The organism is Agrococcus jejuensis (assembly GCF_900099705.1).
GTDB lineage: Bacteria > Actinomycetota > Actinomycetes > Actinomycetales > Microbacteriaceae > Agrococcus > Agrococcus jejuensis.
In genome coordinates, this window is sequence record NZ_LT629695.1 from 2,269,163 (window position 1) to 2,294,619 (window position 25,457).

Genomic DNA, 25,457 nt, shown 5'->3' on the forward strand with positions numbered 1-25,457 from the left:
CCGGGTCGGTCGGCGACGCCGGCGTCGACTACCGTCGCTGTGTGCCTGCAGCGACCGATCCCGCATCCGACGCCACCGACCTGCGCCTCGCGCGCACCACGACCATCGCGGTCGTCGACCGCGACGGCTTCGTGGAGTCGCGGCACGAGGGCATCGCCGCGGCGGTGGCGCCCGACGGCTCGGTGCTCGCCGCCATGGGCGACGTCGACGCGCCGTTCCTCGCGCGCTCGGCGCTCAAGCCGCTCTTCGCCGCGACGATCGCCGAGCGCCTCGGCCTCGCCGGCGTCGAGCTCGCGCTCGCGTCGGGCAGCATCGTCGGCCGTGCCGAGCAGGTCGAGGTCGCCACGGCCATGGCCGCGCGCCTGGGCGTCGACCCGACGACGCTGCGCTGCCCGCCGCGCACGACGCGCTGGATGGCCGAGCACTCGCGCCTCGGCGCCATCTGCGTCGGCAAGCACGTCGCCGTCGCGGCGGCCGCGGCGCTCGAGTCCGACGCGGGCGACCTCGCCTACACCGACCCGGCGCACCCCATCCAGGTCGAGCTGCGCGCCGCGATCGAGCGCCGCACGGGCGTCGCGTCGACCGCGGCCGCGACCGACGGCTGCTCGGCGCCCGTCTACGCGTCGTCGGTGCTCGGCATGGCCCGGGCCGTGCGTGGCCTCGCGGGCACGACCGACGACGCCGTGCTCGGCGCCGTCGGCGCGGCGATGCGCGAGCACGCGTGGCTCGTCGAGGGGCCGGGCACGCCCGACACCGTGCTCATGGAGCGCCTCGGCGTCACGGCGAAGTTCGGGGCAGAGGGCACGGCGGTCGTCGTCGCGCCCGACGGCACCGCGGCGGTCGTGAAGGTCGCCGACGGCTCGCGCCGACCCGGCGCTCCCGTCGCGCTCGCCCTGCTCGAGCAGGCGGGCGCCATCCCCTCGGGCTCCCTCGCGAAGGTCGCGGCGGAGCTCGGCATCCTGCAGCACGGCGGCAGCGCCGTCGTCGGCACGCTCCACCCCCTCCTCTGACCGAGAGAGTCGAGGATTTCGGCCCGATGTGACCTCGCATCGGGCCGAAACCCTCAACTCGGGTCAGAGGCGGGCGCGGCAGGACTCGGCGAACGCCGCGAAGCCCTGCTCGGCGACGCGGTGCAGGGTCGCGTCGGCGCGGTACGCCGCCACGAGGCCCGCGACGTCGCCGCCCGGCAGGTGCTCGCCGAGCGGCGGCTCGGCCACGATGCTCCACCGCCGCAGCACCTCGACGTCGACCTCGAGGTGGAACTGCAGGCCGAGCGCCGAGCCGTAGCGGAAGGCCTGCACGGGCACGAGGTCGTTCGTCGCGACGAGCGTGGCACCCGTCGGCAGGCCCACGACGTCGGAGTGCCACTGCATGGGGCGCAGCTCGCCCGTGAAGCCGCCGAGCCACGGATCGGCGGCGACGACGTCGACCGGCAGCAGGCCCGTCTCGTCGACGGCGCCCGCGCGGTGCTCGGCACCGAGCGCGACGCCGAGGATCTGGTGGCCGAGGCACAGGCCCAGCACCGGCACGTCGGCCTCGACGGCGCGGCGCACGAGATCGGTCGTGACGCCGATCGAGGGATGCGCATCCACGTCGACGGCGCTCATCTCGCCGCCGAGCACGACGATGCCCGCGATCGCGTCGAGCTGCGGCACCCGATCGGGGAAGGCGACGATGCGCGTCGGCAGGTGCGCCGTGAGGCGCGCTGCATGGCCGCCGGTCTCGAAGTCGAGGTGGTGGACGAGGAGCACGGATCGCTGCACGTTGCGATCGTCGCACGTCTCCGACGTGCCGCACGCGACCCGACGCCTGGCGCCGTCAGGCGTCCGAGGCGTCCGCCCGCGCGGATCGATCGTTAGGCGTCCGAACGATTCTGAGCGTTCCTCGCTTTCTCAGGGATCGAGGTCTACCCTGGTCCGATGCACATCGCCCCGGAGGTCCGCGAGGCGCTCGACGCGGGCGCCCCGATCGTCGCGCTCGAGTCCACGATCATCAGCCACGGACTCCCCAGGCCGCGCAACCTCGAGGCCGCTCGCGAGTTCGAGCAGATCGTGCGCGACGCCGGCGCCGTGCCCGCCACCATCGCCGTCGTCGACGGCGTCGGCCGCGTCGGCCTCGACGACGCCGCCCTCGAGCGCATCGCGGGCGAGGGCGTCGCGAAGGCGAGCGTGCGCGACCTCCCCATCCTCCGCGCACGCAGGGGCACGGGCGCCACGACCGTCGCCGGCACCGTCGCGATCGCGGCGCAGGCGGGCATCCGAGTCTTCGCGACCGGCGGCCTCGGCGGCGTGCACCAGGGCGCCACCTCGTCGTTCGACGAGTCCGCCGACATCCCCACGCTCGCGTCGCACCCAGTCGCCGTCGTCTGCGCCGGCGTGAAGTCTGTGCTCGACGTCGGCGCGACGCTCGAGCGCATGGAGTCGCTGTCGGTGCCCGTCGTCGGCTGGCGCACCGACCGGTTCCCGCTGTTCTGGCTCTCGTCGAGCACGCACGAGCTCGACTGGCGCGTCGAGACGGCCGAGGAGGTCGCCGCGATCCTGCGCGAGCAGGATGCGACGCGCGCGAACGCCGGACTCGTCGTCGCCAACCCGTTGCCCGAGGATCGGCAGTGGGATCCGATCGAGCACGACGCCGTCGTCGCCCAGGCGAGCGCCGAGGCCGAGCGCGACCGCATCCACGGCAAGGCCGTGACGCCGTACCTGCTGGGCCGCATCGTCGAGCTCTCGCAGGGCCGCAGCCTCGAGGTGAACCTCGACCTCGTGCGCTCCAACATCCGACTCGCTGCCGCGATCGCGACGGCCTACGCGGCCCGCTGATGCGCGCGCTCACCTTCGGCGACGTCATCGACGACGTGCTCGTCTTCCCCGACGGCCGCATCCGCCCCGACACCGACACCGACGCGCAGATCGTGCGCCGTCCGGGCGGCAGCGCCGCGAACACGGCGGCGTGGATGGCCGCCGCCGGCGTGCAGACGACGTTCGTCGGCCGCGTGGGCGCGTTCGACGTCGCCAGGCACACCGCGCTGCTGTCGGAGGTCGGCGTCGACGCGCGCATCGTCGGCGACCCCGATCACGAGACCGGCACGATCGTGGTGCTCGTCGACCGCGACGAGCGCACGATGCTCACCGACCGCGGCGCGAACGCGTTCGTCGACCCCGACGAGATCGGCGACGCGCTCCTCGGCGCCGTCGACGTCGTGCACGTCACCGGCTACTCGCTGCTGTCGGGGCACGCGGAGGCCGTCGGCCGCCTCGTGGATCGCGCGCACGCGCTCGGCACGAAGGTGTCGTGCACGATCGGCTCGGCGGGCTCGATCTCCGATCTCGGCGTCGACGTGGCGCTCGACGCCCTGCACGGCGCCGACATCCTCGTCGCGAACCTCGACGAGGGCGCGATGATCACCGGCAAGCAGGGCGCCGCGGCGATCGGTGCCGCGCTCGCCGATCTCGCGCCCGTCGTCGCGCTGACGCTCGGCCACACGGGCGTCGTGGTGATCGACCGCGGCGCGCGGCAGTTCGTGCCGTCGATCCCGGCGCAGCTCGTCGATCCGACGGGGGCGGGGGATGCGTTCACGGCGACGTTCGTCGCGCACGTCGTGGGCGGCGTCGACCCGGTGAACGCCGCACGACGCGGCGTCGAGATGGCGGCCATCGCGGTGTCGGTGCGCGGTGCGCGCCCGGCCCCGGCAGCGCACGCCGCCGCTGCCTGACGCGCCGCTCAGCGCAGGTCGAGCCGCATGACGACGCGCGGGAACCCGTCGAGCCGTGACGTCGTGTCGGCGGCCTTCTCGAACCCCGCCGCCTCGAACAGCGCGCGCGTGCCGACGTACGCCATCGTCATCTCGACCTTCTCGCCGGCGTTGTCGACGGGGTAGCCCTCGATCGCCGGCGCTCCGGCCTCGCGCGCGATGCGCACGGCACCGGCGAGCATCTCGTGGGCGATGCCCTCGCCGCGGTGCCCGGGTCGCACGCGGATGCACCACACGCTCCACGCGTCGAGGTCGTCGACGTGCGGGATGCGCCGGTTCGTCGCGAACGACGTCGACGCGCGCGGCGCGAGCCCCGCCCATCCCACGACCTCGCCGTCGTCGTAGCCGAGCGCGCCGATGGGCTCGCCCGCGCGCAGCAGCGCGGACACCTTGCGGCCGCGCGCCGTGCGTGTGAGCGCCTGGTTCTCCTTCGGGGTCACGCGGTACGAGAGGCACCAGCAGACGTTGCCGTTCGGATCCTTCTTGGGCCCGACCATCGTCGCGACGTCCTGGTAGTCGGTCGCGGGCAGCACCTCGATCGCCATGCCGTCACGCTGCCACGCCCCACCGACGAGCGGCAGGGGCTGGACGCCCTCCGCCGGAGCCGGGTTGCGTCGTGCAGGCGATTCGGGGGTGCCGAGGGACGATGCCCCTCCGCTCCCCCGAATCGCCTGCGATGCACAGATCCAGCCGCGGCGTCAGGCGAGCGCCACGAACGACGCGACCGCCGACGACAGCAACCCCACGATCGTCGTGAACCACTGGATGGCCGCGAGCCGCGCGTCGCGGTGGTCGAGGGCCTGCGGATGCGCGCCGCGCAGCCGACGCGCGTTCGCGAGATGCGTGCGCACGGGCGGGCGCACGCGACCGGCGAGGGTGCCGAGCACCGACACGAGGTCGACGCCGCGGTAGCGGGCGCCGTCGAGCAGCGCGAGCTGGCCGCCGTCGGCGGCGATGAGCGCGAGGTCGACGCGGCGCTCGGCGGCGTGGTCGCGCCACGCGACGGGCAGCACCTCGTGCACGTCGGCGACGTCGAACGCGGGCCATCCGGCCACGCGCACGCCGCCGTCGGCGACCGTCACGTCGCCCCGAGCGGCGCGCACGGCGGCGAGCGCCACGACGATGACGAGGCCGATCGCGGCGGGCGCGATCGTCCAGATCGACACGAGCGCCGCCTCCACGTGCACGCCCGCGAGGTCGAGCACGATCGGCATGCCCACGAGCACCGTCGGCAGCGCCGATCGCAGCAGCACGGGCCAGCGCACGGCACGCGCCGACGCCGCGTGCGTCGCGTCGTGCCGCGACCGACCCACCTCGGGCAGCACGTCGGCCAGCCGCAGCCGTCGTCCCGTGCGCCCGGCCTCGGGCGTCGACGTGCCGGTCGCAGCCATGCCGCCACGGTACTGCGCGCACCCGCCGTCGGGGAGGGGTGCGCACGGGGCCAGGATGGATGCATGCCCACCGAGCCCCGCCCCGCACCCGGCGTCGTCGTGGCCGACGACGGCACCCGCCTCGCGGTCCACGAGCTCGGCGACCCCGCCGGCTCGCCCGTGCTCATGGTGCACGGCTTCTCGTCGAGCACGCAGCGCAACTGGCTCGACGCCGGCTGGGATCGTCCGCTCGCCGAGGCGGGGCTGCGCGGCGTCGCGCTCGACCTGCGCGGCCACGGCAGCAGCGACCGGCCGGGCGCCGGCCACTACGACGTGTCGCGATTCCTGGGCGACGTGGATGCCGTGCTCGCCGCGACGGGGCTCGCGGGCGAGCAGCCCGGCTACCTCGGCTACTCGATGGGCTCGCGGCTCGGCTGGCGCTACGCGGCCGTGCATCCGGAGGCGTTCTCGGCGCTCGCGCTCGGCGGCCTGCCCGCAGGCGACCCGTTCCGCGGCCTCGACGGCGACCTGGCCAGGCGTGCGCTGGCCGGCGAGGCCGAGCCGACCGGTGCCGCGGCGTTCGTGGTGCGGCTCGCGACGGCGCTGCCCGAGAACGACCCGACGGCGCTCGTGGCGCTCGCGACCGAGGTCGCGCGCACGCCCTTCGCGCCCGCGGCGCACGCCCCCGACGTGCCGACGCTGCTCATGACGGGCGACCGAGACGACCACGCGCCCGACACCGCCTCCCTCGTCGAGGCGCTCGCCGACGGCCGCTTCGCGCCCATCCCGGGCCGCAACCATCTCAACGCCATCACGTCCCGCCACTTCAAGGAGCAGGCGCTCGCGTTCCTCGCCGCCCACGCGAGGCCTTGAGTCATGCTCGGTTCCGTGCCAGCGTGTGCAGGTGCACATCCCTCCCGGCGCCATCGCGCGCGAGTGGTCGGCGCTCGTCGAGACGGCGCGCGTCGACGAGTACCTCGCGCACATGCGCACGACGTCGTACGACGACTACGTGACGCTCGACGGCAACCTGCGCACGAGCATCCATGCGCGGGATCTGGGCGACGGGCGCACGGAGGTGCGGGTGCTGTCGGTGTGGCGCGATCTGGCGGCGATCCGAGCCATGTCGGGCGACGACCTGACGCGGCCGCTGTCCTACCCCGACGACGACGAGTACCTGCTCGCACAGCCGCAGCGCGTGCGGCTGTGGACGGTGCGGCACCACGAACGAGGAGATGGCGGCATGCAGACACCCGTGGGCGCCGTCGTGCGCGAGGCGATCGCGCTCGTCGAGACGGTGCGCGTCGACGAGTTCATCGTGCACATGCGCGCGACGAAGCACGACGACTACAGCGGCTCGCCCGGCATCATCCGCTCGGGCATCACGACGCGCGACCTGGGTGACGGTCGCAGCGAGATCCGCGTGACGTCGATCTGGGAGGACGTCGAGTCGATCCACCATCTCGTCGGCGACGACATCTCGATCGCGCTCGCCTATCCCGACGACACCGACTACCTGCTCGAGATGCCGCGGCGCGTGCTGCACTGGGTGGTGCGCTGAGCACGGCTGGCCAGATGTTCCACTAGCGGGAATATCGCATCCTCGGTACCGTACCTGCATGGCGCAGCGCATGACCGAGTCCACCTTCTGGATCCTCGCCTCTCTCGCGGAAGGCCGCAGGCACGGCTACGCGATCCTGCGCGACGTCGAGCGGATGAGCGACGGTGCCGTCGCGCTGCGGGTCACGACCCTCTACGCCGCGCTCGAGCGCATCGTGCGCGAGGGCCTCGCGGCCCCGGACGGCGAGGAGGTCGTCGACGGTCGCGCCCGCCGCTACTACGTGCTCGCGGACGCCGGCATCGACGCGCTCGAGCTCGAGGCCGCGGCCCTCGAGGCGCGCGCGAAGGCGGCGCGCGGTCGTCTCGCCTCGCGGGAGACGCGCACGGCACGAGAGTCTCACGCATGACGCTGCTCGAGGAGCGGATGCGTGCGCTGCTGCGCTGGTACCCGCGGTCGTGGCGCGAGCAGCACGGCGAGGTGATGCTCGCGACCCTGCTCGACGACGCCGAGGCGCGCGGGCTCGACGAGCCGGCGCGCGCGGACGCGTGGTCGATCCGCGTGCACGGCGTCGCGGCGCACGCGTCGCCGACGGTGGCGGCGGTCCTCGCCGCCGCGACGCTCGCGGTGGTGCTCGTGGCCCTCGGTCTCGCGCGGATCGACCCCTTCGCGGGCCCGAGCATCCCGATCCCGCCGGGATCGCAGGCGTTCGTGCCGATCCCGATCGTCGACCTGGCGACGCCGGTGCTCCTGCTCGCCGTCGCGCTCCCGCTGGTGGCGTGGAGCCTGCTCGCGCTCGTCGGAGCCCGCCGCGCCGTCGCTGCCTCCCCACTGCTGCTCGCGGCGGCCGGGCCCGCGATCGTGGGCGTCGTCCTCGCGGTCGCGAGCATCGTGGCGACGCTCTACCCGACCGTCACCGAGCACGGCGACGGGTCGACCTCCGTGTCGGGCCTGGCGCCGTCGTGGGTGACGGTGCCGGCATGCCTGCTCGTGGCCGCGTGCGCGGTGCCGCTGCTGGGCGACCTGCTGCCCGTCGGCATCGCCGCCTGGCTGCGCTGGCCGCTCGCGTTCGTCGGCGCCTGCATCGCCGGCGCCGTGACCGTCGGCCTCGCCCCGTCGACGCTGCTCGCGCTCGTCGCCATGGCGCTGCTGCTCGTCGCGTTCGCCGCGATGCGCGCGGACCGCGTCGATGCCGAGCCGTGCGCGTCGTGGTCGCCGCAGCTCGTCGGCACCCTCGGCGGCGTCGCGCTGTGCATCGGCGTGCCGACGACGGTCTTCAGCATCGTCGCCAACCTCGGCATGGTGCCGGTCGACGGCGGCGCGATGCGGCTCGTGACGGCGCTCGCGACCGCGGGGTCCATCGCGATCGTCGTCGCAGGCGCCCACATGGTGCGCTCCGTCGTCGGCGCGTGGGCGTGGGCGCCTGCCGCAGCGCTGCTCGTCGCCGTCCTCGGGGCCTGCTCCGCCATCGTGCTCGGCGAGGCCCGGCTCGCGTACGCCGCCGTCATCGCGGCATCTGCCGCGTGCGCAGGCGCAGCGCTCGCCGGCACGGCGCTGCTCGTGCTGCCGCGCGCGTCGTGGCGCCTGCCTGCGGCGCTCGCGACGGGCATCGTCGCCGCGCTGCTGCTGTCGCAGGCGTTCGCGTGGCTCGTGCCGGTGACGTGGATCGCGGGCGTGCCGCTCGTGGTCGCCGCGCTCGTGCGCGCACGCCGTGACGCGCGTGCGATCCCCGAGCCCGCCTACGGCTGACAGACGGGGCAGCGGTACGCGACGCGCTCCATCGTCGGCGGGCCGAGGTGACCGCGCTCGATCGTCGTGCCGCAGCGGCGGCACGCCTCGTGCTCGCGGCCGTAGACCCAGTACCGGTCGCGGCGCAGCGAGCCCGTGAAGGTGCGCTCGACGCGGGCGCGGTTCGCGCCGATGATGCGCCGGGCGAGCGCGACCATGCCCGGCAGGTCGTCGACCTCGCCGACCGGGCGCCACGGCGAGACGCCGCGCAGGAAGCACAGCTCGGCGCGGTAGATCGTGCCGAGCCCGGCGAGGTTGCGCTGGTCGAGCAGCGCGACGCCGATCTCGCGCTCCGGATCGCTCGCGAGGTTGGCGGCCGCGACCTGCGCATCCCAGTCCCGGCCGAGCAGGTCGGGGCCGAGGTGGCCGACGACCGTGTCCTCGTCGGCGGTGCGCACGAGGTCGACGACGCCCAGCAGGTAGCCGACCGTCTGCCACTCGGCCGTGTCGAGCACCGCCCGCACCGTGTACGCCGGGCGCTGCCAGCGCGACCCGGCGCGGTAGCGATGCCACGAGCCGTCCATCTTCAGGTGGGTGTGCAGCGTCCAGGCGTCGCCGCCGGGCTCGTCGATGCGGTGCAGGATGTGCTTGCCTCGCGCCACGACCTCGCGCACGGTCGAGCCGGCGAGGTCGGCCGTCGCGTGCTGCGGCACGCGCAGGTCGAACGTCGTGAGCGTCTGGCCCGCGAGCACCTCGTGCAGCGAGCGCGCCGTGCGCCAGACCGTGTCGCCCTCGGGCATCAGGCGCTCCGCATCCGCGAGCCGCTCATCCGAGCCGCAGCCCCTTGGGCGTGAGCGCGAAGCCCGCCTCGCGCAGCACGGGGTCGAGCGCCGAGCCCAGCACCGAGTCGCCGTCGACCCTGTGCACGGCGAGGCGGCCGAGCGCGGGGGCGACCGAGGCGAGGGATGCGGCTGCCGCGGCCAGGCGCGCGGGCTCGTCGTCGAACGTCAGCAGCGTGCGCCCGCCGCGCTCGACGAACAGCGTGAGCGCGCCGTCGACGATCGTCACGAGCGCGCCCGCCTTGCGACCCGGCCGGTGCCCTTCGTCGCGCTGCGGCCACGGCAGGGCGGCGCCGTAGGGATTCGCAGGGTCGGTCGCGGCGAGCGTGCGGGCGACGAGCGGCGGCGCCTGGTCGGGGTCCATGCCGAACGCGCGCAGCCGGTCGACGGTCGCGGGCGTCGCGAACTGCGCGGCGCCGAGGCCGAGCACGAAGTAGCCGCGGCGCGTCTGCCCCGCCTCCTCGAGCTGCGTCAGCACGCGGTACGCCGCCGCGAAGCCGCCGACCACCTGCTCCGACTGCACGGCGCCGCGCGTGACGATGCCGTGGCGCTCGAGCAGCTGCTCGGCGTTCGCGAGCCGCCGCACCGTCGCATCCGTCTCGGGCTCGGGCGTGAGCGTCCACCGACCGCCGACCTCGGGGGCCGCGGCCTGCGACGTGCCTCGCGGCCGCATGCGACCCCGGTAGGCGCGCGTGCGCACGGGCTGGCGCACGCGCCGCGACGCCGAGCCGGTGCGGATGCGCAGGGCACCGAGGGTGTCGTTCGTCACGTGGCCGCTCCACACGAGCTGCCACAGCGTCGCCGTGAGCTCGGCGTCGGGCACGTCGAGCGACTGCTGCAGCTGCCGGAAGAACCAGCCGCCGCCGTTCGCCAGCGCATCCAGGACGGCCTGCCCGGCGACGTCGGGCGCCTCGGACGGCGCGTCGATCGTGAGGTGCGCCGTGTCGGCGAGGTGCAGCCGCACCCAGCCGTCGCTGCCCGCGATCGTGCCGTCGCCGCTCCACAGCACCTCGCCGGTGCTCGTGAGCTCGTCGAGCATCGCCGGCTGGTAGTCGCGCACGCGGCTCGGCAGCACGAGCGACTCCCATGCGCTCGCAGGTACCGCGACGCCCGCGAGCTGCTCGACGACCTGCAGCACGCCGTCGACGCCGCGCAGCGACCGGTCTGCGTGCTGCCACACAGGCAGGAAGCGCGCGAGCTGCTCGGGCTCGACGGGCTCGACCTCCTTGCGCAGCGCCGCGAGCGACCGCGACCGCAGCCGCGTCAGCACCTCGGCGTCGCACCAGTCGGTGCCCGTCGACCCCGGCCGGAACTCGCCCTCGAGCACGCGCCGATCGCCCGCGAGGCGGCGCAGCGCGTCGTGCACGACGGCGACGCCGAGGCCGAGGGATGCTGCCGCGTCGCCCGGCTGGAACGGCCCGTGCGTGCGCGCGTACCTGCTCACGAGGTCGCCGACCGCATCGGGCACGGGCGCGAGGTACGCCTCGGGCAGGCCGACGGGCAGCGGCACGCCGAGCGCGTCGCGCAGGCGCGCGGCATCCTCGACGACCGCCCAGCGCTCGGCGCCGGCGATCTGCAGCCGCATGACCCGCTGCTCGCGGCGCAGCCCGTCGAGCGCGGCGTCGAGGTCGACGTCGGCGATCGACGCGGGCTCGAGGCGCTCGCGCAGGGCCGCCGTGTCCATGGGGCCGAGCAGGCGCAGCAGGTCGACGGCGCCCTCGACGCCCTTGAGGCGTCGCTCGGGATGCGTGCGCTGCAGCTGCGCCTCGGTCGTCGCGATGACGTCGGGGTCGAGCAGCTCGCGCAGCTCGGCCCTGCCGAGCAGCTCGGCGAGCATCGTCGTGTCGAGCGAGAGCGCGGCGGCACGGCGCTCGGCGAGCGGGGCGTCGCCCTCGTAGAGGAACGACGCGACGTAGCCGAACAGCAGCGACCGTGCGAAGGGCGACGCGTCGGCCGTCTCGACCTCGAGCAGGCGGATGCGGCGGCTCGCGATCGACTCGGCCACCTCGCGCAGCGCCGGCACGTCGTAGACGTCCTGCAGCACCTCGCGCACGGTCTCGAGCACGATGGGGAACGCCGGGTAGCGGCGCGCGACCTCGAGCAGCTGCGCACCGCGCTGGCGCTGCTGCCACAGCGGCGACCGGCGACCGGGGTTGCGGCGAGGCAGCAGCAGCGCGCGGGCCGCGCACTCGCGGAAGCGCGACGCGAAGAGGGCCGAGTCGCCGACGCGCTCGGTGATGATCTGCTCGAGCTCGTCGGGGTCGAACACGAAGAGCTCTGGCCCCGGCGGGTCGGCGTCGGTATCGGGCAGGCGCACGACGATGCCGTCGTCGGAGGCCATCGCGCCGCCGTCGAAGCCGTGCCGCTCGCGGATGCGGGCGGTGATCGCGAGGGCCCACGGCTGGTGCACGCGGTTGCCGTACGGCGAGTGCAGCACGACGCGCCAGTCGCCCAGCTCGTCGCGGAACCGCTCGACCACGAGGGTGCGGTCGGAGGGCAGCTGCCCCGTCGCCGCACGCTGCTCGGCGAGGAACGCCAGCAGGTTCTGCGCGGCGCGCGGGTCGAGCCCCGCATCCGCGAGCCGCGTCTGCGCCGCCTCGGGGGTCCACTGCCCGGCCTCGCGCAGGAATGCGCCGATCGCGGCGCCGAGCTCGGCGGATCGACCCATGGCGTCGCCCGTCCAGAACGGCACGCGGCCCGGTTCGCCGAACGCGGGCGTCACGACGACGCGGTCGTGCGTGATGTCCTGGATGCGCCAGCTCGTCGCGCCGAGCGCGAAGACGTCGCCGACGCGCGACTCGTAGACCATCTCCTCGTCGAGCTCGCCCACGCGGCCGCCGCGCTCGGCGCCGGCAAGGAAGACGCCGAACATGCCGCGGTCGGGGATCGTGCCGCCGCTCGTCACCGCGAGTCGCTGCGCGCCCGGGCGGCCCGTGAGCGTGCCCGAGACGCGATCCCACACGATGCGCGGGCGCAGCTCGGCGAACTCGTCGGAGGGGTAGAGGCCCGACACGAGGTCGAGCGTCGCCTCGTACGCCGAGCGCGGCAACGAGGCGAACGGCGCCGAGCGCCGCACGATCTCGAACCAGTCGTCGACGTCGACGGGGCCGAGCGCCGTGTGCGCCACGGTCTGCTGCGCGAGGATGTCGAGCGGGTTCTGCGGCACCGCGATGCGTTCGATGCGCCCCTCGCGCATCCGCTCGGTCGTCACGGTCGCGTGCACGAGGTCGGCGCGGTGCTTGGGGAAGAGCACGCCCCTCGACACCTCGCCCACCTGGTGGCCGGCTCGGCCGACGCGCTGCAGGCCCGACGCGACCGACGGCGGCGACTCGACCTGGATGACGAGGTCGACGGCGCCCATGTCGATGCCGAGCTCGAGCGACGACGTCGCGACGACGCAGCGCAGGTGCCCGCGCTTGAGGTCGTCCTCGATCTGCGCGCGCTGCTCCTTCGACACCGAGCCGTGGTGCGCACGCGCGAGCACGGGCTCGGCGCCCGAGGTCTGCCCCGACTGGCCCATCATCTGCGCCGGGATGCGGTCGGGCGCCGGCGTCGCATCCACGTCGCCCGCCTCGACCTGGCGGCCGACCCAGATCTCGTTGAGCCGCGACGTGAGGCGCTCGGCGAGACGTCGCGAGTTCGTGAACACGATCGTCGATCGCTGCTCGACGACGCGATCGACGATCGCCTCCTCGACGTGCGGCCAGATCGACTGCTGCTGCGGGCTCGTCACGTCGGTGGATGCGCTCGTCGCGCCCTCGCGCGGGGGAGCGGAGCCGAGGTCGCTCATGTCGTCGACGGGCACGACGACCTGCAGCTCGACGCGGCCGCGCGACTCGGGCGCGACGATCGTGACGGGATGCGGTCCGCCGAGGAACCGCGCGACCGCCTCGGGCGGGCGCACGGTCGCCGAGAGGCCGATGCGCTGCGCCGGCCGCTCGAGCATGGCGTCGAGCCGCTCGAGCGAGACGGCGAGGTGCGCGCCGCGCTTCGTGGAGGCGACGGCGTGGATCTCGTCGACGATGATCGTCTCGACGCCCGCGAGCGTCTCGCGCGCGGCGCTCGTGAGCATGAGGAAGAGCGACTCGGGCGTCGTGATGAGCACGTCGGGCGGCGTCTTCAGCAGTCGCCGGCGCTCGACGGGCGGGGTGTCGCCCGAGCGCACGCCGACCGTGATGTCGGGCGCGGGCAGGCCCAGCTCGGCGGCAGTGCGCGCGATGCCCACGAGGGGGCTGCGTAGGTTGCGCTCGACGTCGACGCCGAGCGCCTTGAGCGGCGAGAGGTACAGCACGCGCGTGCGACGCAGCGGGTCGTCGGGCTTCGGCTCGCTCGCCAGCCGGTCGATGGCCGTGAGGAAGGCCGCGAGCGTCTTGCCCGAGCCCGTCGGGGCGATGACGAGGGCGCTGCCGCCGCCGCGCGCCGCCGCCCACGCGCCCTCCTGCGCCGGCGTCGGCGCCGAGAACGCGCCACGGAACCACGCCGCGGTGGCGGGTCCGAGGGCGTCGAGGGCGTCGGGCATCCACCCATCCAATCCCACGCGTCCGACACGACGGGCGGGGTTGCGCGGCACCATGCCGCGGACATGCGCAAGGGCCGGTCGAGTTCACTCGACCGGCCCCAGTCCCTTGCACCAGAGTGGATCTCGGATCACACCCTCCGCTGATGGCCACAGCACAACCATCAACGTGTGCCCCACGCTATAACGGATCGGTAACGAGCGGGGCATCAGGAGCCTGTGATTTCTCTGTGGCTCTTCGGCCGCGGCTGCGAGAGGCTGGATGCCGTGGGCGAGCAGCGGATGCGATGGACCGTCGCAGCCATGCTCGCCCCGATCCGTCCGGGCGTGTCGTTCGCGTGCGCGGCGTGGCCCGCGCACGTGACGCTCGCGTCGAACCTGCGGCTCGACGACCCGACGACGCTGCCCGGCGTCGTCGACGACGCGCTGCGCGACGTCGGCTCGCTCGACGCACGGCTCGGCCGCATGGCCTGGTTCGGCGAGCGCGAGGACGTGCCGGTGCTGCTCGTCGCCTCGACGGGCATCGAGCGCGCGCACGAGCGGCTCGCGACCGCCCTCGTGCAGCTGCCCGGGTTCGCCGCCGACGCCCCGCGGCAGTGGCGCGCCGGCTACCGGCCGCACCTCACGCTCGGCGCCGCCGTGCCGATGCCGACGGGCGACCGCGTCGCGATCGCGTGCGTCGCCATCGCGCGGCTCGACGGCGCGGATGCCGTGGTCGAGGCGGTGCTGCCGCCGCCCGCCGCTCGGCGCGCCGCCTCCTGACGCCGCCGCGGCGTCCCCCACCCGCTCGGGCATGTGGCGCGCGGGTGGAGGATGCTCGCACGTCGCGTGCGGCATGCGCGCTCGCGACGCCTCCGACCGAGGGCGGACCCATGACGCAGACGACGAGCCGGGCCGACGCCGACCGCGCCCCCGAGCCCGAGCGGCCGACGGCCGACCTGCCCGCACCGCTGCGTCGCCTGCGCGACTTCGGCAGGCCACCGCGCGTCATGGGCATCGACGTCGCCCGCGGCGTCGCGGTGATCGGCATGATCGGCGCGCACGTCGGCATGACGGCGCCCTTCGAGTGGGAGCGCATCGAGACGTGGACGGCGCTGGTGCACGGGCGCTCGTCGCTGCTGTTCGCGCTCGTCGCCGGCATCTCGATCGCGCTGCTCTCGGGCGGATCCCGCAGACCCGACGTCGCCGACCTCCCGCGCCTCCGCCTCAGCCTCGTCGGGCGCGGCGCGGTCGTCTTCGCGATCGGCTGCGCGCTCGAGCTCGTCGGCACGGGCATCGCGATCATCCTCACGATCTACGGCGTGCTGTTCGTCGCGATCATCCCCTTCCTTCGGATGCGCGTGCGGTCGCTGTGGATCGCGGCGGGCGCGTTCGCGCTGCTCGGCCCCGTGTCGCTCGCGTGCGTGCGCCTGCTCTCGCCCGACGTCTACGGCGAGGGCATCGCGCTCGTGTTCGGCCCGTATCCCGTCACGGCATGGATGCCGCTGCTGCTCGCGGGCATGGCCATCGGCCGCACCGACCTGCTGCGCGTGCGCACGGGCGTCGCGCTGCTGCTCGGCGGCGCCGCGGTCACGACGGCCGGCTACGGCATCGGCACGCTGCTCGCCGGCCCCGCCGAGGCGCTCACGGCAGCGGGCGCGAACCCGTCGCCCATGCTCGAGCGGCTCGCGGCCCTCGGCATCCCGCTGCGCCCGCTGTGGGCGCTCATCGAGGTCGCGCCCCACTCGGGCGCCACGCTCGAGATCGTCGGATCGGGTGGGCTGGCCGCCGCGATCGTCGGCCTCTGCCTGCTGCTCGCGCGCCCGCTGCGATGGCTGCTGCTGCCGCTCGCCGCGCTCGGCAGCATGCCGCTCACCGCCTACTCGGCGCAGATCGTCGCGATCGCCGCGAGCGGCGGGCTCGCAGCGGCCGAGGCCAGGGAAGGGGCCATGTGGCCGCTGCTGACGGTCGTGCTGCTCGTCGCGACGACGGCGTGGATGGTGCTGCTCGGCACGGGACCGCTCGAGCGGGTCACGCGCGCCGCATCCGCATGGATGGCGGGTGCTGCGGGCGTGCGTCGCTCGTGACGGCCGCGCCGGGCGGCGGCGCGAGGACTAGAAGCGGTCGGGCGACGCGGCGTGCGGGGCGAGCACCGTGACGTCGGCGTGGCGGTCGAACCGGTAGCCGGCGCCGCGCACCGTGCGCACGATGTCGGCCCAGTCGCCGAGCTTCGAGCGCAGGCGACGCACGTGCACGTCGATCGTGCGCTCATTGGGGCGCGCCTCGTCGTCGGAGTCGGGCCACAGCGCGTCGATGATCTCGGTGCGCTCGACCGTGCGGCCCTCGCGGAGCACGATGAACTGCAGCAGCTCGAACTCCTTGTACGTGAGCGGCGCGATGTCGTCGCCGATCGCGACGCGCTTGCGCGACAGGTCGATCGTCACGTCGAGCGCGGGCTCCTCGACGGGCGTCTCGGCCTTGCGCAGCGACGGATCCTGCAGCGCACGGCGCACGACGTCGACGTCGCGACCGCCGGCGCCTGCCGGGGCGAGGGCGACGGCGGCGTGCGTCTGCGCCGACGGCGACAGGCGGGCCGTGAGGCGCTTCAGCTCGGTGACGAGCTCGGCGAGCTCGATGCCGTCGGCCTCCGACGCGTCCTCGCCGAGGCCGACGTAGAGCACGAAGCCGCGCGCCTCCGTGCCTGCGGGCACGGCGCGGACGGGGGAGCGGCGCTCGGCCTCGGGGGCTGCGGGCTGCGGCGCGAGGGCGAGGTTGCCGTCGGTGGCGAGGGTGGACTGCTTGGACTGGATGTGGGTGATGGCGATGGACATCGCGGTGCCTTCCGGCTGGGCGTGCGACCGACGTCGGTCTCGCACGCGGGGTGTCGAGGTTCTGCGGACCCGAGGAGACTCGGGCGAGCGACCGTTGGGGCGCTCAGCGCTGGCGGCAGCGAGGCTGCGGCCGGCGGGCGGGAGTGCGGGGCGGAACGAGCCTCACGCGCACATTCGACACATGGCGACGGCCGGCATCATCATGCCGGCATCTCCCCGGGCCACGAGCGTGGTCGAGAGAGCAAGGGTCGTCGTCATGCGCACGATCCTTGCACTGCACGCGCGAATCCGTCAACACGGGCGTGCCCCGCGCATGACGAAGTGTGACGTCATCGGGCGTCGCGGGGCGTCGCCCGGCGTCATCCCGGCAGGTCGCCCCGTTGCGAGGCGAGAGGGGTCGAGTCAGTCGACCGTGCCGTAGAGGCGGTCACCCGCGTCGCCGAGGCCGGGGACGATGTAGCCCTGCTCGTCGAGGCGCTCGTCGAGCGCGCCCAGCACGAGCGTCACGTCGTGGCCCTCGACCTCGCGCTCGACCTTCGCGATGCCCTCGGGCGCGCCGAGGATGCAGATGGCCGTCACGTCGACGGCGCCACGGTCGAAGAGGAACTGGATGGCCGCCGCGAGCGAGCCGCCCGTCGCGAGCATCGGGTCGAGCACGAAGCACTGCCGGTCGGAGAGGTCGTCGGGCAGGCGCTCGGCGTACGTGTACGGCTGCAGCGTCTCCTCGTTGCGCGCCATGCCGAGGAAGCCGACCTCGGCGGTCGGCAGCAGCTGCATGAGGCCGTCGAGCATGCCGAGGCCCGCGCGCAGGATGGGCACGACGAGCGGGCGCGGCTCGGCGATCGCGACGCCGGTCGTCTCGGTCACGGGCGTCGAGATCTGCTTCTCGACCACGCGCACGCTGCGGGTCGCCTCGTAGGCGAGCAGCGTCATGAGCTCGTTCGTCAGCGCACGGAACGTGGGCGACGGCGTCTCGCGGTCGCGCAGCACCGTGAGCTTGTGCGTGATGAGCGGATGGTCGGCCACGTGCACTCGCATAGGCTCAGGCTACCGATCCGCAGCACCAGTCAGGAGCGCGCGTGCGCCACGCCCCCGAGCACGAGGTCTGGATGCGGCTCGCGATCGCCGAGGCGCAGGCCGCCGCGGCCGCGCCGCAGGCCGACGTGCCCGTCGGTGCCGTGCTCGTCGGCCCCGACGGCGCCGTGCTCGCGACGGGCCGCAACGAGCGCGAGCTGCACGCGGATCCCACCGCCCACGCCGAGGTCGTCGCCATGCGCGCCGCGGCCGCCGCACGGGGCGACTGGCACCTCGACGACTGCACGCTCGTCGTCACGCTCGAGCCGTGCCCCATGTGCGCAGGCGCGATCCTGGCCGCCCGCATCCCGCGCGTCGTCTTCGGCGCCTGGGACGAGAAGGCGGGCGCTGTGGGCAGCGTGCTCGACGTGCTGCGCGAGCGGCGCCTGCCGCAGCGTGCCGAGGTGGTCGCGGGCGTGCTCGAGGCCGAGTGCGCGAGCCTGCTCACCGACTTCTTCGGCGAGCGCCGCTAGCGGTCGTCGCGGCCCGGGCGCTCGTCGTCGGAGGCGTCGGCGAGCTCGGGCGGCAGGTCGCCGTGCGCCCATTCGGGCTCGCCGGGCGCCTGCGACTCCTCGCCCGCCTCCTCGCGCTGCTCGCGCTCCATGCGCGCGGCGTGCTCCGTCGGCCGCCACACCTCGTCGACGTCGCCGAAGCCGCCCGGGATCGTGCCGCGCACCCGCTGCCGCTCGCGCTCGCGGCGGTGCAGGCGCGGCGCGAGCGCGATCAGCACGACGATGCCGACGGCCAGCACGACCCAGGCGACCCACTCCATCCGCTCGTCCGATCCGCGAGGGTGCGTCAGCGCCAGAGGGTGGCGACGAGCAGGTTCACGACCGCGAGCCCGCCCGCGACGTGGAAGAGCGGCTTGAGGCGCGAGTCGTCGACGACGCCGACGACGCCCTGGCCGGCCGAGACCTGCGCGATGCCGCCGTCGGCGGTCGCGACGAGGCCGGCGCGCGTCGCCTGCAGGCGGCGCTGCTGCACGAACGCGACGAGCGACGCGACGAACACCGCGACCGCGATGAGCGTCTTGATGCCGAGCTTCATGTGGTTCGGGTCGTCGAACGCGATCTGCAGCCCGTAGAGCGCGAGGCCCGAGACGAGCTGGATGCTCGCGCCGATGAGCATGAGCGAGAAGCGGAAGCCGAGCTTCGCGCGCATCTGCACGAAGAACGTGCCGACGAGCAGCGAGACGCCGATGAGGTGCGCTGCGACGAGCAGGCTGTAGACGATCTCCACGGTGGGCTCCTAGTTGCCGCTCTGGATCACGATGTGGTCGGTCGACGGCGCGATGTCGGGGCGCGCCACGTAGATGTCGGGCTCGATGTAGATGACGCGGGCGACAGGCACCGCCTCGCGCACGTGGCGCTCGAGCGCGTCGATCGAACGGGCGACGTCCTCGACGTTCGCCGACGGCGGGAAGGCGACCTTCGCCGCGACCATGAGCTCCTCGGGGCCGAGGTAGAGGGTCTTCATGTGGATGACGGCCTCGACGTCCTCCGAGCCGTTCATCGCGGCGAGGATGCGCTGGTGGTCCTCGGGCGTCGCGCCCTCGCCGATGAGCAGCGACTTCATCTCGACCGCGAGGATGATCGCGACGACGATGAGCAGCGCGCCGATCGCGAGGGTGCCGATGGCGTCGAACGTCGGGTCGCCCGTGACGACCGACAGCGTCACGGCCGTGAAGGCGAAGACGAGGCCCGTGAGGGCGGCGACGTCCTCGAGCAGGATGACGGGGAGCTCGGGCGAGCGCGACGTGCGGATGAACCGCCACCAGCCGGCGTTCCCCTTCACCTTGCGCGACTCGACGACCGCGGTGCGCAGGCTGAACGACTCGAGCACGATCGCGATGCCCAGCACGACGAGCGGGATCCACGCGTTCTCGAGCTCGTGCGGCTCCTGCAGCTTGGAGATGCCCTCGAGGATCGAGAAGAGGCCACCGACCGAGAACAGGATGAGCGCGACGATGAACGCCCACACGTACCGCTCGCGGCCGTAGCCGAACGGGTGCTCCATGTCGGCCTTGCGCTTCGCGAGGCGACCGCCGAGCAGCAGCAGCAGCTGGTTCACCGAGTCGGCGAACGAGTGGATGGCCTCGGCGAGCATCGACGCGGAGCCCGAGAGCAGCCACGCGATCAGCTTCGTGATGCCGATCCCCGTGTTCGCGAGGAACGCGGCGATCACCGCCTTCGTGCCATGCGATTCGCTCACGCGCCCACCATACGCTGGACGTCATGACCACCTCGCTGCCGTCCATCGCCATCCTCGGAGCAGGCTCGATGGGTGGTGCGATCCTCGCGGGCCTCGTCGCCGACAGGTCGGCGACGTCGCTCACCGCCACGAACCGCTCGCGGGCGAAGGCGGAGGCCGCCGCGGCCGACGGGGTGCGCTCGATCGCGCTCGAGGACGAGCCGGGCGGCAACGCGTCGGCGGCGGCCGAGGCCGACGTCGTCGTGGTCGGCGTCAAGCCGTACATGATCGCCGACCTGCTCACCGAGATCGGTCCGTCGCTGCGGCCCGGCACGATCGTCGTCTCGCTCGCCGTCGGCACGACGTGCGCCGCGATGGAGGCGCTGCTGCCCGAGTCGGTCGCCGTCGCGCGCGCGATGCCGAACACGCCGAGCCACGTGGGCCGCGGCGTCACGGGCGTCGCCGGCGGCTCGCGTGCGACGGCCGAGCAGGTGGCGCTCGCCGCATCGGTGTTCGAGGTCGTGGGCGAGGTGCTCGTCGTCGAGGAGGCGCAGATCGACGCGCTCTCGACCATCTCGGGCTCGGGCCCCGCCTACGTGTTCCTGCTCATCGAGCAGCTCACCGGCGCCGCCGAGCGCATGGGGTTCACGCCCGAGCAGGCGGCGACGATGGTGCAGGAGACGTTCGCGGGTGCGAGCGCGCTGCTCGCCGACGCGAAGGAGCGCGAGCCCGGCATCGAGCCCGCCGAGCTGCGCCGCCGCGTCACGAGCCCCAGGGGCACGACCGAGCGCGCCGTGGAGGTGCTGCAGGACGCCGGCCTCGGCGCGATCTTCGATCGTGCGACGGCTGCGGCCGCGGCGCGAGCCGCGGAGATCGCGGCGGAGTAGCGATCCGCGAGCGCGCTCAGAGCGAGGCGCGCACCGCCTCCTCGAGCTGCGGGTGACGGAACGCGAAGCCCGATGCGACGAGCCGCTCCGGCAGCACCCAACGGCTCTTGAGGATGAGCTCGGTCTCGGTGCCGATCGCGGCGGCGCCCACCTCCGACATCCACCTCGGCATCGGCGGGCCCACGCGCACGCCGAGCGCCTCGCGCACATGGCGCATGAACGTGCGGTTGTCGGAGGGGTTCGGCGCCGCGGCGTTGATGGGTCCGGCGAGCGCGTCGTGCCGTTCGATGTGGTCGATCGACCGCGCGACGTCGTCGAGGTGGATCCAGCTGAAGCGCTGCAGGCCGTGCCGCGAGCCCTGACGATGCGCGGTGCCGGCGTCGAGCCGCGCGCGCGTCGTCGGCCATCGTCCGTCCCAGTTCGCGCCGCCGAGCCCGAGCCGCGCGAGCCGGCGGAGGGTGCCGAGCACGCCGCCGTCGCCGAGCACGATCGCGCTGCGGAGCGCGACCCGGCGCGTGCCAGGCAGGTCGTCGCGGAAGAGCCGCTCCTCCCACGCCTTGGCGACCTCGACCGAGAACCCCGTGCCGAGCTCGCCCGTCGACTCGGTCTGCGGACGGTCCATCGCGTGCCGGTAGATCGTCGCGGTCGACGAGTTCACCCACAGCGCCGGCGGGTTCTCGGCGCGCGCGATGGCATCCGAGAGCGCCGCGGTGGTCTCGACGCGCGATCGCACGATCTCGCGCCGCGCGTCGGCCGTGTAGCGGCAGCTGACGCTCTTGCCGGCGAGCCCGAGCACGAGGGCGGCGCCGTCGATCGCCGCAGCGAGACGAGCGCGATCGTGCCAGTCGACGTCGGCGCCCGCGCGTCCGACGGTCACGACCTCGCGACCGCTCGCGCGGTAGCGGTCCACCAGCACGGAGCCCATGAACCCGCCGGCGCCGCCGACCACCACCCTGCCGGTCATGCTGCCTCCTGCTCGATGCGGTACGCGAACGTGCCGCGGTACTCGAAGATGCGCCCGACGAGCGGTGCGGCGACCGTCACCGACACCTCCTGCAGGCCCGTGGCCTCGTCGTACCGCTCGCGCAGCGCGACGACGGGGGCCACGGCGCGCGGGATCGGCACGCGCAGCCTGCCGACGCGCACGCCGACGCGGGTGCTCGTGAGGTGCAGCGCGCCGTCGCGCACGTCGAGCGCGAAGGCCGCGGCGAGCGTCGCAGGGGTGCCCAGCACGTCGACGAGGGTGCCGCGTGCTGTCCGATGCACGGCGTCGCGCATCGTCCACGTGCCCGTGGGCAGCTCGAGGATGCGCTCGGCGACCGCCCGCCCGGCGACGGTGCGGTTGCGCACGCGGAAGGGCACGTCGCGAGCCCACGTCGCGGCGGCGACGCCGCGCCCCTGCAGCAGACGCAGCGCGGGCCACAGCCATCGGCGCGGCGTGCCGACGCATGCGAACGTGCCCTCGCCGATGCCGACCGAGCCCTCAGGGATCGTCGAGAAGTAGCGCTGCAGCGTCGGGTGCAGCTCGCGGGCGCGGTCGCCGATCGCACGCTCGTACGGCGAGGCGAGGTCGGCGCGCATCGCCGTCACCGCGTGCCGCCGAGGGCGTGGCCGTCGACGTAGCGCCACGCGTCCGTGCGGGCGAAGCGCGACCGCTCGTGCACGACGAAGCGCTCGCCGTCCTCGACGTACGACGCGCGGAACGTCACCGTGCCCTCGCGGTCGAACGGGCCGCCGGCCTCCGTCGCCTCGATCTCGAGCCCGATCCAGCGCTCGTCGCCCGTCTCGATCGTCGCGGGCCGCGTCGCCGCATCCCACGACGCGAGCAGCCAGTCCGTGCGGTGCAGCGCGAACGCCGAGTAGCGCGAGCGCATGAGCGCCTCGGCCGTCGGCGCGGGTCGGGCGCCGTCGTGCACGGGCTCGCAGCACTCCGCGTACGGCAGGCCCGTCGAGCAGGGGCAGCGCATGCGGCTCAGGAGCCGAGCGCCGCGAAGCGCTCGATGTCGGCCTGATTGCCGGAGATGATCACGAGGTCGTGCGCCGACACGACCGTCTCGGGCGTCGCGTACGTGAACGCGCCGCCGGGGCTCTTCACGCCCACGACCGTCAGGTTGTACTTCGAGCGGATGCGCGACTCGGCCAGCGGCACGTCGCGCAGGTGCTTCGGCGGGTACATCTTCACGATCGCGAAGTCGTCGTCGAACTGGATGTAGTCGAGCATGCGGCCCGAGACGAGGTGCGCGACGCGCTCGCCGGCCTCGGCCTCCGGGTACACGATGTGGTTCGCGCCGATGCGCGACAGGATCTTGCCGTGGCTCTGGCTGATGGCCTTCGCCCAGATCTGCGGGATCTTGAGGTCGACGAGGTTCGCGGTGATGAGCACCGAGGCCTCGATCGACGAGCCGACGGCGACGACGGCGATCGAGAAGTCCTGCGCGCCGACCTGGCGCAGCGCGTCGATCGAGCGCGCATCCGCCTGCACCGTGTGCGTGAGGCGCTCCGACCACTTCTGCACGAGCGAGATGTCGTCGTCGATCGCGAGCACCTCGCGGTCGAGCCGCGCGAGCTGCCCTGCCGTCGCGGCGCCGAACCGGCCGAGGCCGATGACGAGCACGGGGGCGTCGTGCGGGATGCGCTCAACCAACGATCGGCCTCTCCTCGGGGCGGGTGAACAGCTGCTGCGTCTGGCTCGCCGCCAGCGCGGCAGCGAGGGTAACGCTACCGATGCGGCCGACGAACATCGTCGCGGCGAGCACGGCCTTCGCCGCCCAGGGCAGGTCGCCGTGCGTGAAGCCCGTCGAGAGGCCGCACGTCGCGAACGCGCTGATGACGTCGAACAGCACGTAGTCGAGCGGCTCGTGCGTGATCTGCAGCAGCAGGATCGTGGATGCGGCGACGATCGTCGCGCCCCACAGCACGACCGAGACGGCGAGGCGCAGCACGTCGGAGGGGATGCGGCGGCCGAACGCCTCCATCGACTTGCGCCCTCGTGCCTCGGCGATGGCGGCGAGGAACAGGATCATGAGCGTCGTCACCTTGACGCCGCCCGCCGTCGAGGCGGAGCCGCCCCCGATGAACATGAGCATGTCGGTCACGAGCAGGCTCGAGTTGTTGAGCTCGCTGAGATCGTGCGTCGCGAAGCCGCCCGAGCGCGACATCGTCGACATGAACAGCGACTGCAGCAGCTGCTGCCCGAAGTCCGCGTCGCCCCATGAGTCGGCGTTGCCGAGCTCGAGCACGAGGTAGGCGAGGCCGCCGGCGACGAAGAGGCCGAGCGAGCCGAAGAGCGTGAGCTTGACGTGCAGCGACCACAGTCGCGGGTGCTTGAGGTTGCGCAGCAGCACGAAGTAGACCGGGAAGCCGAGGGCGCCCATGAAGACGCCGAGCATGATGACGCCGAGGAACCACGGGTCGGTCGCGTACGGCGTGAGGCCCTCGACCGTGGGGATGAATCCCGAGTTCGTGAACGACATGAACGCGTAGTAGACCGACTGGTACAGCGCATCCCAGAAGGGCACGCCCTCGAGCAGGATGCGCGGCAGCAGCAGCAGGATGAGCACGGCCTCGATCGTCAGCACCGAGAGGGCGATGATCTTCAGCAGCCCGCCGACGTCGCCGAGGCGGATGGCCTGCCCCTCCTTCACGACGCCCTTGCGCACGCGGGAGGGGTTGGTGTCGCCTGCGGCCATGAGGCGCTGCTTGAGGCCGAGGCGGCGCGCGACGGTCATGCCGAGCAGCGACGCGAGGGTCAGCACGCCGATGCCGCCCACCTGCACGCCCACGAGCACGAGCGCGTTGCCGAAGGGGCTCCAGTGCGTCGCCATGTCGACGGTCGCGAGGCCCGTGACGCAGATGACGCTCACGGCCGTGAAGAGCGCATCGATGAACGACGCGGGCGGCTCGTCGCCGCGCGTCGCGAGCGGCGTCATGAACAGCAGCGTCCAGATGATGTTGAGCACGGCGAAGACGACGATGGCGAAGCGTGCCGGGTACTGGCTCGCGAACGCCTCGATGCGGTCGCGGACGCGTGCGAGCAGAGGACCGTCGTCCCGCTGCGCGGCCGTCTCCAACATCGCGCTCCTCACGCTGGCGCACTCGCGTGCGACCCTGAGCGTAGACCTGCCAGGCGACGCCGAGGCTCAGGCGACGGCGTCTCGCCGGGGGTCGTCTCGCGCGCGGCGTTGGACGCGGCGCATGCCGCGCTGGCAATATGTCGCCATGGCCGACATCTTCAGCGTGATCGCGGACGCCACGAGGCGCGAGATCCTCGGCGTGCTCCTCGACCGTCGAGCGACGACGGGCGAGGCGAGCGTCAGCGAGATCGTCGAGGCGCTCGGAGTGGCGCAGCCGACCGTCTCGAAGCACCTCAAGACCCTGCGCGACGTGGGGCTCGTCGAGGTGCGCGAGGAGGGCCAGCACCGCTACTACCGCATCGATCCCGCGCCGCTCGACGAGGTCGACGACTGGCTCATGCCGTTCGTGTTCGCGGGCGACGACCAGGGCCAGGAGGGCGGCCTGGGTGCTGCGGCGTTCGCGGCATGGGCGGGTGCGAACGTGTCGTTCAAGTCGGCAGCCGAGCAGGCGCGCACCGCCGCCGAGCAGGCGCTCGAGCGCGCGAACCACATGGTCGAGAACCCGGCGCCCGTCGGCGAGTCGCTCGGCCGTCGCGTCGCGGACGCGGCGCACGAGGCGCGCCAGAAGGCCGCCGAGCTGCAGACGTGGCTCGACGAGCTGCAG

Annotated in this window: 26 protein-coding genes and 1 pseudogene; 12 read left to right on the forward strand and 15 right to left on the reverse strand. The window is 73.9% G+C overall.

The window, feature by feature from the left end; all coding sequences use genetic code 11:
- The first annotated feature begins 41 nt into the window (after positions 1-41).
- On the forward strand, positions 42-1,010 hold the full coding sequence (locus tag BLQ67_RS10675; RefSeq protein ID WP_092504928.1) for an asparaginase: 969 nt from the start codon (positions 42-44) through the stop codon (positions 1,008-1,010).
- 63 nt (positions 1,011-1,073) lie between these two features.
- Here the strand turns inward: BLQ67_RS10675 and BLQ67_RS10680 are convergent, their stop codons facing one another.
- Positions 1,074-1,763 carry a type 1 glutamine amidotransferase gene (locus BLQ67_RS10680; RefSeq protein WP_092504930.1) on the reverse strand — a complete coding sequence of 230 codons (690 nt, stop codon included), beginning with the start codon at positions 1,761-1,763 and terminating at the stop codon, positions 1,074-1,076.
- 156 nt (positions 1,764-1,919) lie between these two features.
- Here BLQ67_RS10680 and BLQ67_RS10685 point away from each other — a divergent pair, with 156 nt between their 5' ends.
- A complete protein-coding gene (locus BLQ67_RS10685; protein ID WP_092504932.1) occupies positions 1,920-2,816 on the forward strand; it encodes a pseudouridine-5'-phosphate glycosidase in 897 nt (298 codons plus the stop codon).
- Entirely contained in the window at positions 2,816-3,709 is an 894-nt protein-coding gene (locus BLQ67_RS10690; protein WP_092504934.1) for a carbohydrate kinase family protein, read from the forward strand. Before BLQ67_RS10685 ends, BLQ67_RS10690 begins: the two co-directional genes overlap by 1 nt.
- A gap of 8 nt (positions 3,710-3,717) precedes the next feature.
- Here the strand turns inward: BLQ67_RS10690 and BLQ67_RS10695 are convergent, their stop codons facing one another.
- Positions 3,718-4,293, reverse strand: coding sequence for a GNAT family N-acetyltransferase (locus tag BLQ67_RS10695; RefSeq protein WP_092504936.1), 576 nt, complete (start codon positions 4,291-4,293; stop codon positions 3,718-3,720).
- Positions 4,294-4,446: 153 nt separating this feature from the next.
- Positions 4,447-5,139, reverse strand: a complete 693-nt coding sequence (locus BLQ67_RS16445) for a hypothetical protein (RefSeq protein WP_157674802.1) — start codon at positions 5,137-5,139, stop codon at positions 4,447-4,449.
- A 63-nt stretch (positions 5,140-5,202) separates the two neighbouring features.
- On the opposite strand from BLQ67_RS16445, the gene BLQ67_RS16450 reads away from it, so the two are divergent.
- The 4 genes from BLQ67_RS16450 to BLQ67_RS10715 are packed head-to-tail and all read left to right on the forward strand — an operon-like array spanning position 5,203 to position 8,425.
- Positions 5,203-5,991 (forward strand): alpha/beta fold hydrolase, encoded by a 789-nt coding sequence (locus tag BLQ67_RS16450; RefSeq protein WP_157674803.1) that lies wholly within the window; start codon positions 5,203-5,205, stop codon positions 5,989-5,991.
- A gap of 31 nt (positions 5,992-6,022) precedes the next feature.
- Positions 6,023-6,679: a hypothetical protein gene (locus BLQ67_RS10705; RefSeq protein ID WP_092504940.1), complete on the forward strand. Its 657-nt coding sequence runs from the start codon at positions 6,023-6,025 to the stop codon at positions 6,677-6,679.
- 58 nt (positions 6,680-6,737) lie between these two features.
- Positions 6,738-7,085 carry a PadR family transcriptional regulator gene (locus BLQ67_RS10710; RefSeq protein ID WP_092504942.1) on the forward strand — a complete coding sequence of 116 codons (348 nt, stop codon included), beginning with the start codon at positions 6,738-6,740 and terminating at the stop codon, positions 7,083-7,085.
- Entirely contained in the window at positions 7,082-8,425 is a 1,344-nt protein-coding gene (locus BLQ67_RS10715) for a hypothetical protein (RefSeq protein ID WP_092504944.1), read from the forward strand. Before BLQ67_RS10710 ends, BLQ67_RS10715 begins: the two co-directional genes overlap by 4 nt.
- On the opposite strand, the gene BLQ67_RS10720 is transcribed toward BLQ67_RS10715, so the two are convergent.
- Complete coding sequence (locus BLQ67_RS10720; protein WP_092504945.1) at positions 8,416-9,204, reverse strand: DNA-formamidopyrimidine glycosylase family protein; 789 nt, start codon at positions 9,202-9,204, stop codon at positions 8,416-8,418. The genes BLQ67_RS10715 and BLQ67_RS10720 overlap by 10 nt on opposite strands.
- Before the next feature lie 25 nt (positions 9,205-9,229).
- Positions 9,230-13,762 carry an ATP-dependent helicase gene (locus BLQ67_RS10725; protein ID WP_092504947.1) on the reverse strand — a complete coding sequence of 1,511 codons (4,533 nt, stop codon included), beginning with the start codon at positions 13,760-13,762 and terminating at the stop codon, positions 9,230-9,232.
- A 300-nt stretch (positions 13,763-14,062) separates the two neighbouring features.
- Between BLQ67_RS10725 and BLQ67_RS10730 the strand changes: the two genes are divergently transcribed.
- Both BLQ67_RS10730 and BLQ67_RS10735 read left to right on the forward strand, forming a co-directional pair.
- Complete coding sequence (locus BLQ67_RS10730; protein ID WP_157674804.1) at positions 14,063-14,521, forward strand: 2'-5' RNA ligase family protein; 459 nt, start codon at positions 14,063-14,065, stop codon at positions 14,519-14,521.
- A 110-nt stretch (positions 14,522-14,631) separates the two neighbouring features.
- On the forward strand, positions 14,632-15,825 hold the full coding sequence (locus tag BLQ67_RS10735) for a heparan-alpha-glucosaminide N-acetyltransferase domain-containing protein (RefSeq protein ID WP_157674805.1): 1,194 nt from the start codon (positions 14,632-14,634) through the stop codon (positions 15,823-15,825).
- 27 nt (positions 15,826-15,852) lie between these two features.
- On the opposite strand, the gene BLQ67_RS10740 is transcribed toward BLQ67_RS10735, so the two are convergent.
- Positions 15,853-16,569, reverse strand: a complete 717-nt coding sequence (locus BLQ67_RS10740) for a winged helix-turn-helix domain-containing protein (protein ID WP_092504951.1) — start codon at positions 16,567-16,569, stop codon at positions 15,853-15,855.
- Between the two features lie 402 nt (positions 16,570-16,971).
- Positions 16,972-17,607, reverse strand: a complete 636-nt coding sequence (upp, locus tag BLQ67_RS10745) for a uracil phosphoribosyltransferase (RefSeq protein WP_092504953.1) — start codon at positions 17,605-17,607, stop codon at positions 16,972-16,974.
- Positions 17,608-17,648: 41 nt separating this feature from the next.
- Here upp and tadA point away from each other — a divergent pair, with 41 nt between their 5' ends.
- Entirely contained in the window at positions 17,649-18,116 is a 468-nt protein-coding gene (gene tadA / locus BLQ67_RS10750; RefSeq protein ID WP_269457081.1) for a tRNA adenosine(34) deaminase TadA, read from the forward strand.
- Here tadA and BLQ67_RS10755 read toward each other — a convergent pair.
- The 3 genes from BLQ67_RS10755 to BLQ67_RS10765 are packed head-to-tail and all read right to left on the reverse strand — an operon-like array spanning position 18,113 to position 19,854.
- Complete coding sequence (locus BLQ67_RS10755) at positions 18,113-18,415, reverse strand: hypothetical protein (protein ID WP_092504955.1); 303 nt, start codon at positions 18,413-18,415, stop codon at positions 18,113-18,115. The genes tadA and BLQ67_RS10755 overlap by 4 nt on opposite strands.
- A gap of 26 nt (positions 18,416-18,441) precedes the next feature.
- A complete protein-coding gene (locus BLQ67_RS10760) occupies positions 18,442-18,882 on the reverse strand; it encodes a hypothetical protein (protein ID WP_092504957.1) in 441 nt (146 codons plus the stop codon).
- Between the two features lie 9 nt (positions 18,883-18,891).
- On the reverse strand, positions 18,892-19,854 hold the full coding sequence (locus tag BLQ67_RS10765) for a cation diffusion facilitator family transporter (RefSeq protein WP_092504959.1): 963 nt from the start codon (positions 19,852-19,854) through the stop codon (positions 18,892-18,894).
- 23 nt (positions 19,855-19,877) lie between these two features.
- Here BLQ67_RS10765 and proC point away from each other — a divergent pair, with 23 nt between their 5' ends.
- The gene (gene proC / locus BLQ67_RS10770; RefSeq protein ID WP_092504961.1) at positions 19,878-20,720 is read left to right on the forward strand and encodes a pyrroline-5-carboxylate reductase; all 843 of its coding nucleotides are present in this window, start codon (positions 19,878-19,880) and stop codon (positions 20,718-20,720) included.
- A 16-nt stretch (positions 20,721-20,736) separates the two neighbouring features.
- Here the strand turns inward: proC and BLQ67_RS10775 are convergent, their stop codons facing one another.
- The 5 genes from BLQ67_RS10775 to BLQ67_RS10795 are packed head-to-tail and all read right to left on the reverse strand — an operon-like array spanning position 20,737 to position 24,793.
- Positions 20,737-21,684, reverse strand: coding sequence for an epimerase (locus BLQ67_RS10775; protein ID WP_092504963.1), 948 nt, complete (start codon positions 21,682-21,684; stop codon positions 20,737-20,739).
- Positions 21,681-22,301, reverse strand: coding sequence for a DUF4166 domain-containing protein (locus tag BLQ67_RS10780; protein ID WP_092506898.1), 621 nt, complete (start codon positions 22,299-22,301; stop codon positions 21,681-21,683). The genes BLQ67_RS10775 and BLQ67_RS10780 overlap by 4 nt, the downstream gene beginning before the upstream one ends.
- Positions 22,302-22,306: 5 nt before the next feature.
- Positions 22,307-22,687: a YchJ family protein gene (locus BLQ67_RS10785; protein ID WP_092504965.1), complete on the reverse strand. Its 381-nt coding sequence runs from the start codon at positions 22,685-22,687 to the stop codon at positions 22,307-22,309.
- 5 nt (positions 22,688-22,692) lie between these two features.
- A complete protein-coding gene (locus BLQ67_RS10790; RefSeq protein WP_092504966.1) occupies positions 22,693-23,364 on the reverse strand; it encodes a potassium channel family protein in 672 nt (223 codons plus the stop codon).
- Entirely contained in the window at positions 23,357-24,793 is a 1,437-nt protein-coding gene (locus BLQ67_RS10795) for a TrkH family potassium uptake protein (RefSeq protein ID WP_092504968.1), read from the reverse strand. Before BLQ67_RS10795 ends, BLQ67_RS10790 begins: the two co-directional genes overlap by 8 nt.
- Positions 24,794-24,938: 145 nt before the next feature.
- Here BLQ67_RS10795 and BLQ67_RS17030 point away from each other — a divergent pair.
- Positions 24,939-25,217 (forward strand): annotated as a pseudogene (locus BLQ67_RS17030) (ArsR/SmtB family transcription factor); the annotation flags it as partial.
- Positions 25,218-25,457: the final 240 nt, after the last annotated feature.